Below are 13,848 nucleotides of genomic sequence, written 5' to 3'. Positions count from 1 at the left end.
ACCGCAGCCGGGATTTCGGGGCGTGCCGTGCAATTCAGCGCAAGCCGATTCGCAGGCCCGCCCACAAGGTGCGCGGCGTGCCGATGTCGATCGAGCCACCCGAATTGCGGGTCACGATCGTCTCGTCGAACAGGTTCTCCCCGCGCAGGGTGAGGCTGGCCCATGTGGTCAGCGGAATTTGCGCGAAGGCGTCGAGCGTGGTGGCCGGGGCCAGCGGCGCGCTTTGCAGGTCGTCTTCATAGGCAAGGCCGGTGTGGCGCACCGTGAGCGCGCCGGTCCAGCGCGGGGCGGGGCTCCACGAGAGCGTGGCGCTGCCCGCGATGCGCGGGGTCTGCGAGGGGCGCATGCCGTCCATATTGGTGCCCGGCGCCTCGACCTTGGCGTCGGTATAGGCAAAGCTGCCCGAGAGCGCGACCTGGCCCCTCTCGATCCGGGTTGCCACCTCGACCCCGCGCGCGTGGACCGCGCCGACATTGCGGCGCTCGCGGGTCGTCGTGGTCGAGGCGCCCGATGTCACCGTCGAGAGCGTGACATTGGCGATGGCATCGCGCACCTTGTTGTCGAAGCCGGTGACCGAGAGCGTCACGCCGCGCGCAGGCGTCAGGTCGATGCCGCCTTCAAAGCCGAGCAGGCGCTCGTTGGCGAGGGCGGGGTTGCGGTTGGTGATCGTCGTCGAATTGGGGGCCGTCACGCGGAACGAGCGATAGAGTTCGTTGAGCGTGGGCATGCGCAGGCCGGTATAGCCCGAGCCGCGCAGCGCAAGCCACGACGCGGCATGGACCACCGCGCCCGCGCGCCAACTGCCATACCAGCCACTGCGCGGCGCCACTGCCGGATCGCCGACCGAGGTCGCGGTGACGACCGTGCCTGCCGGGTTGAGTTCCTGATAGTGGCCCTGCGTGATCGCCCAGCGGTCGAGACGGCCCCCGGCGGTCAGCACCACGGGCCCGAGCGTCCAGTCGTCCTCGGCAAAGAAGCCCACGTCGTCGGTGCGCCCGCCGGCCCGGCGCCGCGCGGTGACGAGGCCGGTCACGGTGGAGATCGCGTTTTCCTTCGATTCCCCCTCGGCCCGGCGCCAGTCGGTGCCCAGCTTCAGGACATGGCCGCCGCCGACGGGCGGGCGCAGTTCGAACTTGGCGCCAAGGCCGGTCGAAGGCGTGCCATACTGGTCGAGCGTGGGGCGATGCTGCGAGGCCGGGGTCGATCCGGCGGTCACCGCGTTGAAATCGCGCGCCTGGACATAGGCCAGTGCATCGAACTGCCAACGTCCGCGCCCGACGAGGCGCAGGCTGGCATCCTGCCCCGAAATGCCGGTGGTGGCCCCGGCAAAGCGCAAGGTGCGCTTGTCGGAAAAGGCGGCGATGCGGCCCTGAAGCTCGATGTCGGGGCTGACCGGCACGACCGTGCGCAAGCCGGTCGACCAGCTTTCATAGCGGGCGCGCACGCTGGCGAAATCGCGCTGGCTTTCCGGTGTCGTCCAGAAGCCCTGGCCCCGGTCCCAGCGTCCGGTCAGCACGGCAAAGCCCTGTCCCAGGCGCGGGGCGAGCGCCCCCGAGAGCGAGGTTTCGCCCCGGTCGTCGGCCATGACCTCGCCATTGAACAGGCCCATTTGTGCAGGCCCCGCGCTCGTCATGTCGATGGTTCCGGCCACGGCCCCCGCGCCGAACGCGCCCGAGCCGCCGCCGCGCTGGACACGCACGGAGGCGAGGCGTTCGGGGCTGATCGCGCTGAACGGAATATAGCCGAAGAACGGATCGGCCATCGGCACCCCGTCGAGCAGGACGAGCGTGCGGCTGGTGGCATTGCCGCCCAGCGCGCGCAAGGTGATGCCCTGCGACGAGGGGTTGGAGGCGCGGCTGTCGGACCGGCGGAACTGCTGGAGCCCGGCGATATTGAGCAGGGCATCGTCGATCCGGCCCGAGGCGGTTGCCAGCAGGCGCTCGCGGTCGATGGTCTGGGTCGAATAGGCCGGGGCTGCCGGCGTGGCGTCGAGGCCCTGTCCGGTGACGACGATCACCGGCCCTGAAATCGGGGTGGATGCGGCAGGCGCGGGTGCCTCGCCGGTATCGGCGCCAATATTGGCGGCAGTATCGGCAGCAGTATCGGCCAGAGCAGCCACGCCCGAAAGCGCGGCGACGAGCGCCAGCGCGGAAACCGTCAACCGGGAGAGCGAATTCACACCTGCATGCACGTCGACTGGTTCCTTGTCCTGTTGCCCGGTCCTGTTGCCGTATCCGGGTTTCGGCGCCGGATCGGGGCCCGGACGCTCCTAGGCCGGGCGAAGATGGACGTCATTCGCGATTGTTTGCAATACGACGAAAGGATTGGCCGATGCGTTTCGCATGCAACAGGGGCAGACCCTGACTTGCCGCCCGATGTGGCCCGCTGCGGAGGGGGAAGGGCGCAAAACGCAAAAAAAGGGGCCGCACCAGAACGGGCGGCCCTTTGGAAGTTTGGGAGAGGATGCCTGAAAGGCCCGTTCTTTTTGCTGTTTGGGCGGCCTTTGTGCAAGTGCGAAAACTTCCAAATTCATTGCGGAATATGCAACTGTAAACGGGCGGGAAAGCCCGTTTTATAACGGTTGTTTGCATAGAGATTTTTCAATCAATTGATAAAAATCATTTTTATTTTCGTGCTTGGCGGCATCTGCGCTTTTGCGGGGTGCGCTTTGTGCAAGTCTCTGAGGGGCGGCCCTGAGGGGGCTTTCGCAGGTTTTTCCGGTATTTCTGTTCATTTCCGGCCCTGTGGCGCGTGGTCCCGGTTGCATGCTTGAACAGTGATTGCTATCAATCATAACATAATTGGGAGATTCGAGATGCAATTTGAACGGCACAACCCGCTTACGGGCGCGGTTGCCTCGTCGGCGCAGGCGATGCAGGCGGCTGAAATTCCCGCCATTGCCGCCCGCGCGGGCGCGGCCTTTCCGGCTTGGGCGGAAATGGGCCCCAATGCGCGCCGTGCCGTTCTGATGAAGGCGGCCAGCGCGCTCGAAGCCCGCGCCGAGGCCTTTGTCGAGGCGATGATGGGCGAGATCGGCGCCACGCGCGGCTGGGCGATGTTCAACCTCACGCTTGCCGCCTCGATGGTGCGCGAGGCGGCCGCGCTGACCACGCAGATCGCGGGGGAGGTGATCCCTTCGGACAAGCCGGGGTGCCTGGCCATGGCCCTGCGCGAACCGGTCGGCGTGATCCTGGGCATTGCGCCGTGGAATGCGCCGATCATTCTGGGGGTGCGGGCCATCGCCACGCCGCTGGCCTGCGGCAATGCGGTGATCCTCAAGGCCTCCGAACAGTGCCCGCGCACCCATGCCCTGATCATCGAGGCCTTTGCCGACGCCGGGTTCCCCGAGGGCGTGGTGCAGGTCGTCACCAATGCCCCGGCGGATGCGGGCGCGGTGGTGGGCGCGCTGATCGACGCGCCTGAAGTGCGCCGCATCAACTTCACCGGCTCGACCACGGTGGGCCGGATCATCGCCCGGCGCGCGGCGGACCATCTGAAACCCTGCCTGCTCGAACTGGGCGGCAAGGCCCCGCTGGTGGTGCTGGAGGATGCCGACCTCGATGAAGCGGTCAAGGCGGCGGCCTTCGGGGCCTTCATGAACCAGGGCCAGATCTGCATGAGCACCGAGCGGATCATCGTCGTCGATGCCATTGCCGACGAATTCGCCCGCCGCTTCAAGGCCAAGGTCGAGACGCTCACCGTCGGCGACCCGCGCGAGGGAACCACCCCGCTGGGCGCGGTGGTCGACGCGAAAACGGTCGTCCATTGCCGGTCGCTGGTCGACGATGCGCTGGCCCATGGCGCAAGCCTGCTGGTGGGCGGGGAAACCACGCACAATGTCCTGATGCCCGCCCATGTCGTCGATGGTGTCACGCGCGAGATGAAGCTGTTCCGCGACGAAAGCTTCGGCCCGGTCGTCGGCGTGATCCACGCGCGCGACGAGGCCCACGCCATCGAACTGGCCAACGACAGCGACTATGGCCTGTCCGCCGCCGTCTTCACCCGCGACACCGCGCGGGGGCTGCGCGTCGCCCGCCAGATCCGCTCGGGCATCTGCCACATCAACGGCCCGACCGTGCATGACGAGGCCCAGATGCCCTTCGGCGGGGTCGGCGCCTCGGGCTATGGCCGCTTTGGCGGCAAGGCGGGCATCGACAGCTTCACCGAACTGCGCTGGATTACGATGGAGACCCGGCCCGGACACTTTCCGATCTGACCACTTTCCAATCCGACCCTTTCCCGATCCGCCCATATTTTCAAAAAATAACCTGAAAGGACAAGACCATGGCTGACGCACCTTTCGTCCGCGCCGAAGAAGATACCGTCGCTGTCACGATCGAGGATGGCATCGCCTGGGTGCGCTTCAACCGCCCGGAGAAGCGCAACTGCATGAGCCCCAAGCTCAACCGCCAGATGCTCAAGGTGATCGAGGAACTCGAATTCCGCGAGGACGTGGGCGTGCTGGTGCTCTCGGGCGAGGGCGAGGCCTGGTCGGCGGGCATGGACCTTCAGGAATACTTCCGCGAGACCGAGGCGCAGGGCCTCTGGGCGATCCGCAAGTCGCAGCGCGAGGCCTATCGCTGGTGGAACCGCCTGCGCTGGTATGAAAAGCCGACCATCGCGATGGTCAATGGCTGGTGCTTTGGCGGCGGCTATGGCCCGCTCTATGCGTGCGACATCGCCGTGGCGTCGGAAAATGCCCAGTTCGGCCTTTCGGAAATCAACTGGGGCATCCTGCCGGGCGGCGGCGCCTCGAAAGTTGCCGCTGACCTCATGAGCCTGCGCAAGGCGCTCTACCACGCGATGATGGGCGAGAACCTGACCGGCAGGCAGGCCGCCGAACAGGGGCTGGTGACCGAAGCGGTCCCCCACGAGGACCTGAAGGCCCGCGTCACCCAGATCGCGCAGACCCTGCTCAAGAAGGACGCCAACGCCCTGCGCGCGACCAAGTGGGCCGTGCGCCGCATGATCGACATGACCTACGAGCACGCCGAAGACTACCTCGTGCGCGCGCAGGAAGCCCTGCACAGCTATGGCGGCGTGGCCGCGCGCAAGGAAGCCACCCGCCAGTTCCTCGACGAAAAGAGCTACAAGCCGGGGCTGGGCACGTTCGATACCTCGAAGATCGCGGGCTGATCGTCCTTCAGGGGCATGGCTCCAAAGCCGTGGAGGGCTCCCGATCATGTCCGGGGCCCTTCGCCACCCTTGCGGGAAAGCTCATCTTGCACTGCAAAAAAAGGTTGTATCCGAAACCGTTCGGGATCAGCTTCCGCGCCCGGAAGGAGTACCCCCGATGAAGTTACCCGTGTCGCTTGTTTCTGCTCTGGCGCTGTCTGCCGCCACGGCCCTGACGGCTTCTCCGGCGCTGGCCGCCGGCCATGCCGAGGCCGAAGCGCAGACCCTGGAGCTGTCCAAGCAGTCGATCGCGCTGCGTTCGGTCCAGGGCCCCGGCAACGAGACCCCCAAGGTCGCCGCGCTCTATCGCGACACGCTGGTCAAGGCCGGCTGGGCGCCTGCCGACATCGAGATCGTCCCCGTCGACGACACCGCCTACATGATCGCCACCTGGAAGGGCTCCGATCCCAGGCTCAAGCCGCTGGTGCTCTCGGGCCACATGGACGTGGTCGAGGCCAAGCGCGAGGACTGGGTCCGCGATCCCTTCGTGCCGGTGGTCGAGAACGGCTATCTCTATGGCCGCGGTGCGCTCGACATGAAGTTCAACGCCGCGCTTGCCGTCTCGACCCTGATCGAGATGCGCCATCAGGGCTTCAAGCCCAGGCGCACGATCCTCATCGCCTTCTCCGGCGACGAGGAAACCAACATGAAGACCGGCGAGATCATCGCCAAGCGCCTCAAGAACGCGGGCCTGGTGATCAATGTCGATGGCGGCGGCGGCATGCTCGACGAGACCACCGGCAAGCCGCTGGCGTGGACGTGGGAAGGCGCGGAAAAGAACTATGCCGACTTCCAGCTCGAAGTGACCAATCCGGGCGGCCACAGCTCGGCCCCGCGCAAGGACAACGCGATCGTCCAGCTCTCGCAGGCGCTGGTCAACATCGGCGCCTATCACTTCACGCCCGAGCAGAGCCCGCTGACCAAGGCCTTCTTCGAAAGCGCGGCGAAGATCACGCCCGAGCCGAAGCTGGCCGCCGCCATGCGCGCCTTTGCCGCCAACCCGGCCGATCCGGCGGCCATCGCCACCTTGCGCGCGCTGCCCGAATATATCGGCCGTATCGAGACGACGTGCGTTCCCACCATGGTCAACGGCGGCCACGCGCTCAACGCGCTGCCCCAGCGCGCCACGGCCAACGTGAACTGCCGCATCTTTCCGGGCCACAAGCGCGAGGACATCATGGCCGAGCTGGCCAGGGTGGCCAACGATCCGGCGGTCAAGGTCAGCGACGTGACGCAAGGTTCCACGCCTTCGCCCGCCAGCCCGATGCGCGCCGACTTCCTCAAGGCGACCGACAAGGCGATCCATCAGGCCTATCCGGGCATCGCGGTGATCCCGGCACAGTCCTCGGGCGCGTCGGATTCGATGTGGTACCGGGTCAACGGCGTTGATTCCTATGGCGCCGCGCCGGTCCTGATCAAGGGCAGCGAAGAGTTCGCGCACGGGTTGAACGAGCGCGTCCCGCTCTCCAACATCGCGCCGGGCGTGGTCTACTTCACCAGCCTGTTCACCGATCTGGCCAAGTAAGCCTGCCAAGGCATGACAGGGCTCCGGGGCTGCCCCGGAGCCCTGTCATGACCGCCCTGTCATGACCGCCCTGTCATGACCGCCCTGTCATGACCGCCCTGTCATGACCGCCCTGTCATGGCGGCCCAGTGATGGCGGCCCTGTGATGGCGAAAAGACACACGGCGCTTGATCGAAACGCCGCGCCATGATTGGTGTGGCCCCACGATGACCACCGTGACCCTGCCCCCGCGCCCCGTCTACGATCCCCGCCTGCTGGCCGCCGCCAGCGCGATGAACGCCAACCGCCTGCCCGAGGCCGAGCCACTGCTGCGCGCGCTGCTGCGGGAAGACCCGTTCGACGTGCGCGCGATCCGCCTGTTTGCCGAACTGGCCGGGCGCATCGGCCGCTATGGCGACGCGGAAAACCTGCTGCGCCGCGCCATCGAGCTTGACCCCGCGTTTACGCCCGCCCGCGCCAACTTGGCGCTCGTCCTCTATCGCACCAACCGCGCGGCCGAGGCGCTCGACCAGCTTGCGCAAGTGACCCGCGAAGATCCCGACAATCCCAGCCACGCCAATCTGGCTGCCGCCGCCAATGGCCGCATCGGCGCATTCGACGCGGCACTGGCGCTCTATGAAAAGGTGCTGGCCGATGCCCCAGCCCAGCCGCGCGTGTGGATGAGCTATGGCCACATGCTCAAGACCGTGGGGCGTCAGGCCGATGGCGTTGCCGCCTATCGCCGCGCGCTGGCCCTGATGCCGGGGCTGGGGGAGGCGTGGTGGAGCCTTGCCAACCTCAAGACCGTGCGCTTTTCGGATGAAGACATCGCCGCCATGGAGCAGGCCCTGTCTGATCCCGGATTGGGCGCGGAAGACCGCTGGCATCTCGATTTCGCGCTGGGCAAGGCCTTCGAGGACCGGCGCGAGGCGCAGACCGCCTTTGCCCATTATGCCGCCGCCAATGCCCTGCGCCGCAAGCGCATTCCCTACAAGGCCGACGAGACCACCGCGACCATCGACGCGATGATCGCCGTGGCGACGCCCGCCCTGTTCGAGGCGGGTGAGGGGGCGGGCTGCCCGGCGCCCGATCCGATCTTCGTGGTCGGCATGCCGCGCGCGGGCTCCACGCTGGTCGAGCAGATCCTGGCCAGCCACAGCCAGGTCGAGGGCACCAGCGAACTGCCCGACATCGCCCAACTGGCGCGCAAGGTGCCCGATTATCCGGCGGGTCTGGCGAAACTCACGCGCGAGGATTTGCGCGCGATGGGCGAGAGCTATCTGCATACCACGCGCATCCAGCGCCACACCGCGCGACCCCTGTTCATCGACAAGATGCCCAACAACTGGGTTCATGTTCCGCTGATCCGGCTGATCCTGCCGCGCGCGCGGATCATCGATGCGCGGCGTCACCCGCTCGGCTGCTGCTTTTCCAACTTCAAGCAGCATTTCGCGCGCGGGCAGGGGTTCTCCTACGATCTGGAGGACATGGGGCGCTATTATGCCGATTATGTGCGGCTCATGGCCCATGTCGATGCGGTGCAGCCCGGCGCGGTCCACCGGGTGATCTACGAGGCCATGGTCGAGGAGACCGAAACGCAGGTGCGCGCCCTGCTGGCGGCCTGCGGCTTGCCGTTCGAGGAAGCCTGCCTGGCCTTCCACAAGACCGAGCGCGCGGTCCGCACGGCCAGTTCCGAGCAGGTGCGCCAGCCGATCTTCCGCGAGGGCACCAGCGCGTGGAAGCCGTTCGAGCCCTGGCTCGATCCGCTCAGGGCCGCGCTCGGGCCGGTTCTGGAAAGCTATCCTCACGCACCGACAGTTTATGATTGGCCGCAAGGTTATGATTGATTGCAGCAATGCGTTGCAAAACTGTCACGCTTATCTGTGATCTATTGGTATCGTTTGCATCCACTTGACGCATGATCATGTCGCAGCGCACACCCTTGCGCATAAGTATGTAACAGGGTGGATTTATCATGCGTTTTGTGACGGCGGGTCTCCCGCGTTTTCTCCTGATGACGAGCACGGCGCTTCTTGCTCCGGCGACCGTCGCCATGGCCCAGGAGGCCGCGCCCGCACCTGCCTCTCCTCCCACCGTCGTTCCTGACGCTGCACCCGCCGCGGAAGAGGGCAACGTCATCATCGTGACCGCGCAGAAGCGTTCGGAAAACCTCCAGAACGTGCCGATCTCGATCCAGGCGCTCAGCACGCAGAAGCTCGACCAGCTCCACGTCAGCGATTTCAAGAGCTACACCCAGCAGCTCCCCTCGGTGATCTCGCAGAACTCGGGCACGCCGGGCACCAACATCATCTACATGCGCGGCGTGGCCTCGGGCGGCGACGGCAACCACTCGGGCCCGCTGCCCTCGGTCGGCGTCTATCTCGACGAACAGCCGGTCACCACCGTGGGCGGCAACCTCGACGTCCACATCTACGACATTGCCCGCATCGAAAGCCTCGCCGGGCCGCAGGGCACGCTCTATGGCGCCTCGTCGGAAGCGGGCACGATCCGCATCATCACCAACAAGCCCGATACCACCGGCTATTATGGCCGCATGGACGCCGAAGTGAACAAGGTCGGTCCGGGCGGCGTCGGGGTCAAGGTGGAAGGGATGGTCAACATCCCGCTCTCGCAGAAGGCCGCGCTGCGCGTGGTCGGCTTCTACCAGAAGGACGCGGGCTACATCGACAACGTGGCGGGCACGCGCTGCTTCCTGCCGACCGACGGCGGCATCTGCGTCAACAATTCCAAGTACGTGAAGAAGAACTACAACGACACCGAAGTGGCCGGTGGCCGCGCGGCGCTCAAGGTCGATCTGGACGACAACTGGACGGTCACGCCCACCGTCATGTACCAGGACACCCGCAGCCACGGCTCCTATGGCTATGACCCCAAGGTCGGCGACCTTCAGGTCCAGCACTTCTTCCCCGAATATCGCCACGATACGTTCGTTCAGGCCGCGCTGACGGTCGAGGGCAAGATCGGCTCGTGGGATCTCACGTATGCGGGTGCCTACCTCGACCGCAAGACGTTCCAGTCGAGCGACTACACCGACTATGCCGAGGCGTATGATTCGCTCTACAGCAGCGCGGGTGGCCTGGCCGGTTATGCCTATTACAAGGACAATGCGGGCAACACGATCGACCCGCGCCAGCAGATCTTCGGCTCGGACCATTTCAAGAAGCTGAGCCAGGAACTGCGCATCGCCTCGCCCTCGACCGAGCCGCTGCGCGTGGTCGGCGGCCTGTTCTACCAGCGCCAGTCGAACCTGATCCATCAGGACTATCAGGTCGCGGGCCTGGCCGACGATCTCTCGGTCAATGGCCATCCCGGCACGCTCTGGCTGACCCAGCAGCACCGCATCGACAAGGACTATGCGATCTTTGGCGAGGTCAGCTACGACATCTTCCACAATCTGACCGCGACGGCAGGCGGGCGCTACTTCAAGTATGACAACTCGCTGATCGGCTTCTTCGGCTTCGGCCGCAATCCCGGCTACTATCAGGGCGCCGACGACAATCCGCCGCCCAACGGCGCGGGCTCGTCGCGCACGGGCGTGGCGGGGTGCTACACCAGCGATGGCCTGACCCTGCGCGATGCGCAGTTGGCGGGCGAAACCGGCATCTCGCTGCTTCCCGCGGCGGTTGCGGGTGGCCCCTGCACCAATCTGGGTGACTATGTGAACGGGGGCGTGGTGCCCAAGCGGGCCAAGGGCGATGGCGCGACCTATCGCTTCAACCTGACCTGGAAGCCCATGCATGATGTCATGGTCTATGGCACGATTTCGCGCGGGTTCCGTCCGGGCGGGATCAACCGCCGCGCCGATGTCGCGCCCTATCGCTCGGACTTCCTCACCAACTACGAGCTGGGTATGAAAACGACCCTGTTCAACGGTTTGCTGCGCCTCAACGTCGCGCTCTACCAGCAGAACTGGAAGGACTTCCAGTTCGCCTATCTGGGGGCGAACAGCTTCACCGAAATCCACAACGGCCCCGATGCGCGCATTCGCGGCGTGGAATTCGATGCCAATGTGGTCAAGGGCGGGCTGAGCCTGAACGTGGGCGGCGCCTATACCAACGCCACGACGCGCAAGAACCTCTGCTCGGTCGACGATCCGACGTATACTTGCGCGGGCAGCGAAATTCTTGCCCCCAAGGGCACCCGCCTGCCGATCACCCCGCAGTGGAAGCTGGCGAGCACGCTGCGTTACGCGAAGAATGTGGGCGAGGCGAAAGTCTATGGCCAGGTCAACGCCACGTTCCAGAGTTCGGCGGCGTCCGACTTGCGGGTCTACATGGCCAATGCGATGGGCTGGCTCCAGCCCTTCAGCCAGGTCAACCTCGCGCTGGGCACCGAATGGCGCAAGTACAGCCTCGAATTCTTCATGACCAACGTGGCCGACGAACGCGGCGATCTCTCGCGCTACATCGCCTGCTCGATCTGCACGAGCCGCACCTACATCGTGCCCAACCAGCCGCGCACGTTCGGCGTGCGTCTCGGGGCCAAGTTCTGAGGCAACGGGATCAGACGGGGGCCTCATGGCCCCCGTCCCTTTCAGGGCCAGGCGGGAGGGAAGGGGCGAGGCGCCTTCCCTCCCGTTTCTTTTCAAGGTTTTGAGGAAATAATTCTAATTTGGAATGATGATAATTCAAAACTATCATTTCAGGAATGATGTTGGGCTCTCTATCTTCGGCGTCCCTTTTGCTGCGCCGGGGAGCGTCCCGGCCTGATCCGCCGGATTTCAAGCATGACCTTCGCGAATGTTCCGCCAGTTGCCAGTGCCAGCCATGTCCCGGTTTCCGGCCAGCCGGTCGATGCCGAAGGGCTTGTCGCGCGGCTTGAGGGGCTGGTGGGCCGGGCCCATGTCCTGACCGGGGAAGGGGCCACGCGCGGCTTTTCCCATGGCATCCGGTTTGGCGCGGGGCCGGTGCTGGCGGTGGTGCAGCCCGGCAGCCTTGTCGAGCAATGGCGGGTGTTGTGCGCCTGTGTCGCGGCGGGGGTGATCGTGATCACCCAGGCGGCCAACACCGGCCTGACCGGCGGATCGACGCCCGATGGCACCTATGATCGCCCGGTGGTGATTATCTCGACGCGCCGCCTTCACGGCATTCACCTGATCGATCAGGGGCGGCAGGTGGTCTGCCTGCCGGGGGCCACGCTCTATGAACTGGAGGCCCTGTTGCGCCCGCTCGGGCGCGAGCCGCATTCGGTGATCGGCTCGTCGTGCATCGGGGCCTCGGTCATGGGGGGCATCTGCAACAATTCGGGCGGCGCGCTGGTGCGGCGCGGACCGGCCTATAGCGAGATGGCGCTCTATGCCCGCGTCGATGCGCGCGGGCAGCTCGAACTCGTCAACCATCTGGGTATCGCACTGGGCGAGGAGGCCGAGGCGATGCTTGCCCGCCTCGAACGCGGCGGATTCACGCCCGAAGAGATCGATCTGGCTCCCGCGCGCGCGGCAAGCGACCATGGCTATGCCGGGCATGTCCGCCAGATCGATGCCGATACGCCCGCTCGTTTCAACGCCGATCCGGGCCGTCTGTTCGAGGCTTCGGGCAGCGCGGGCAAAGTCATGCTGTTCGCCGTCCGCCTCGATACGTTTGAAAAGGACAAGGAAACCCGCGTTTTCTACATCGGCACCAACGATCCGGCGGAACTGACCGCGCTGCGCCGCGCGATCCTGGGCGGGTTTGCCCATCTGCCGGTGGCGGGTGAATATATGCACCGCACCTGCTTCGACATCGCCGCGCGCTATGGCAAGGATACCTACCTTGCCATCCAGAAGCTGGGGACCGACCGCATCCCCGCGCTGTTTGCGGCCAAGGCGCGCATCGATGGCCTGCCGTTCGTGCCGGCCGGATGGTCGGACAAGGTGATCCAGTTCGCCGCCAACCTGCTGCCTTCGCACCTGCCGCCGCGCCTTGTCGAATGGCGCGACCGCTATGAGCATCACCTGCTGTTGCGCATGGCCGACGAGGGCATTGCCGAGGCAAAAGCATGGCTGGAGGCGCATTTCCCGTCAGCCAGCGGCGATTTCTTCGAATGTACCCCGGCTGAGGCCGAAGGCGCGTTTCTCCACCGCTTTGCCGCGGCGGGCGCGGCCAACCGCTATCGCGCGGTCCATGGGGATACGGTGGAGAACATCGTCGCGCTCGACATCGCCCTGCCGCGCAATTGCGAGGACTGGGTGGAGACCCTGCCGCCCGAAATCGAGGGGCCGATCCTCCACAAGCTCTACTATGGCCACTTCCTGTGCCATGTCTTCCATCAGGACTACATCGTGGCCAAGGGCACCGATTGCATGGCGCTCGAAGAAGCGATGCTGCCCCTGCTCGACCGGCGCGGCGCGGAATATCCCGCCGAGCACAATGTCGGCCATCTCTACCACGCCAAGCCCGCGCTGGCCGATCACTATGCGGCGCTCGATCCCTGCAACGTGTTCAATCCCGGCATCGGGCACACCTGCCGCGATGCGCGCGCGCCCAATCCGTAATCAGGGTTTGTCGAGCACATAGCCGAGCGCGCGGACCGTGCGCAGCGGATAGCCCGCGCCCACCTCGCGCAGCGCGCGGCGCAGCCGGCTGACCCAGGCATCGACGGTGCGCTCGTCGATCGGCTGGGTCTGCTTGCCGAGCGCGGCGATCAGTTGCGCGCGCGAGAAGACCTGTCCGGGCTGTTCCATCAGATAGCGCAACAGCCGCAGTTCGTTGGGCATCAGGGCAATGGCCTTGTCCTTCCAGCGCGCCTGAAGCGCCGTCAGGTCGAGGCTGAGATCGCCGAGCCGCAGCGTGCGCGCGACGATCTCGCGCTCGGGCAATTGCACCGAGAGCACGCGGTCGAGCACGGTGCCCCGGTCGATCGGCCCGACGATATAGTCGTCGGCGCCTGCGCGCATGGCCCGGCGCTTGGCTTCGGCATCGTCCTCTTCGAGGATCATCGTCACATGGGCCTGCTCGGTCTGGAGGTCGCAGCGAAGGCGGCGGCACAGTTCCAGCCCCGAAAGCTCGGGCAGCAGCCAGTCGACAAAGGCCCAGGGGCGCCCGTCGAGCAGCGGCAGCGGCCCGTTCCAGCGCCAGGGATGGAACACCACTTTCAGGTCGCCATGGGCGAAACTGTCATGTCCGCCCTCAAGCGGATTGGTCAGAAGAATATCGATCTGGCGCATGGTT

Annotated in this window: 8 protein-coding genes; 6 read left to right on the top strand and 2 right to left on the bottom strand. The window is 65.9% G+C overall.

Going from position 1 to position 13,848, the window contains the following annotated elements; all coding sequences use genetic code 11:
- Positions 1-34 precede the first annotated feature (34 nt).
- On the bottom strand, positions 35-2,191 hold the full coding sequence (locus SBI20_RS05600) for a TonB-dependent receptor (protein WP_317974127.1): 2,157 nt from the start codon (positions 2,189-2,191) through the stop codon (positions 35-37).
- A 624-nt stretch (positions 2,192-2,815) separates the two neighbouring features.
- Between SBI20_RS05600 and SBI20_RS05595 the strand changes: the two genes are divergently transcribed.
- The 6 genes from SBI20_RS05595 to dld all read left to right on the top strand — a co-directional run bounded on the left by SBI20_RS05595 (position 2,816) and on the right by dld (position 13,172).
- Positions 2,816-4,216, top strand: a complete 1,401-nt coding sequence (locus SBI20_RS05595) for an aldehyde dehydrogenase (protein WP_317974126.1) — start codon at positions 2,816-2,818, stop codon at positions 4,214-4,216.
- A 68-nt stretch (positions 4,217-4,284) separates the two neighbouring features.
- Positions 4,285-5,136: a p-hydroxycinnamoyl CoA hydratase/lyase gene (locus tag SBI20_RS05590; protein WP_317974125.1), complete on the top strand. Its 852-nt coding sequence runs from the start codon at positions 4,285-4,287 to the stop codon at positions 5,134-5,136.
- Between the two features lie 157 nt (positions 5,137-5,293).
- Positions 5,294-6,700, top strand: coding sequence for a M20/M25/M40 family metallo-hydrolase (locus SBI20_RS05585; RefSeq protein WP_317974124.1), 1,407 nt, complete (start codon positions 5,294-5,296; stop codon positions 6,698-6,700).
- A 206-nt stretch (positions 6,701-6,906) separates the two neighbouring features.
- Positions 6,907-8,526: a tetratricopeptide repeat-containing sulfotransferase family protein gene (locus tag SBI20_RS05580; protein ID WP_317974123.1), complete on the top strand. Its 1,620-nt coding sequence runs from the start codon at positions 6,907-6,909 to the stop codon at positions 8,524-8,526.
- A 128-nt stretch (positions 8,527-8,654) separates the two neighbouring features.
- Positions 8,655-11,192: a TonB-dependent receptor gene (locus SBI20_RS05575; protein WP_317974122.1), complete on the top strand. Its 2,538-nt coding sequence runs from the start codon at positions 8,655-8,657 to the stop codon at positions 11,190-11,192.
- 234 nt (positions 11,193-11,426) lie between these two features.
- Positions 11,427-13,172, top strand: a complete 1,746-nt coding sequence (dld, locus tag SBI20_RS05570; protein ID WP_317974121.1) for a D-lactate dehydrogenase — start codon at positions 11,427-11,429, stop codon at positions 13,170-13,172.
- Here the strand turns inward: dld and SBI20_RS05565 are convergent, their stop codons facing one another.
- Positions 13,173-13,844, bottom strand: coding sequence for a response regulator transcription factor (locus SBI20_RS05565; RefSeq protein WP_317974120.1), 672 nt, complete (start codon positions 13,842-13,844; stop codon positions 13,173-13,175).
- Between the last annotated feature and the right edge of the window lie 4 nt (positions 13,845-13,848).

This window comes from Novosphingobium sp. IK01, assembly GCF_033242265.1.
Taxonomy (GTDB): Bacteria; Pseudomonadota; Alphaproteobacteria; order Sphingomonadales; family Sphingomonadaceae; genus Novosphingobium; species Novosphingobium pituita.
This window is presented reverse-complemented; position numbering and strand designations above follow the sequence as displayed.

What these genes read in the sequence shown, in the direction of transcription:
- SBI20_RS05595 (WP_317974126.1), top strand. Translation starts at nt 2,816, where the DNA reads ATGCAATTTGAACGGCACAACCCGCTTACGGGCGCGGTTGCCTCGTCG.
- SBI20_RS05590 (WP_317974125.1), top strand. Translation starts at nt 4,285, where the DNA reads ATGGCTGACGCACCTTTCGTCCGCGCCGAAGAAGATACCGTCGCTGTC.
- SBI20_RS05585 (WP_317974124.1), top strand. Translation starts at nt 5,294, where the DNA reads ATGAAGTTACCCGTGTCGCTTGTTTCTGCTCTGGCGCTGTCTGCCGCC.
- SBI20_RS05580 (WP_317974123.1), top strand. Translation starts at nt 6,907, where the DNA reads ATGACCACCGTGACCCTGCCCCCGCGCCCCGTCTACGATCCCCGCCTG.
- SBI20_RS05575 (WP_317974122.1), top strand. Translation starts at nt 8,655, where the DNA reads ATGCGTTTTGTGACGGCGGGTCTCCCGCGTTTTCTCCTGATGACGAGC.
- dld (WP_317974121.1), top strand. Translation starts at nt 11,427, where the DNA reads ATGACCTTCGCGAATGTTCCGCCAGTTGCCAGTGCCAGCCATGTCCCG.
- SBI20_RS05565 (WP_317974120.1), bottom strand. Translation starts at nt 13,844, where the DNA reads ATGCGCCAGATCGATATTCTTCTGACCAATCCGCTTGAGGGCGGACAT.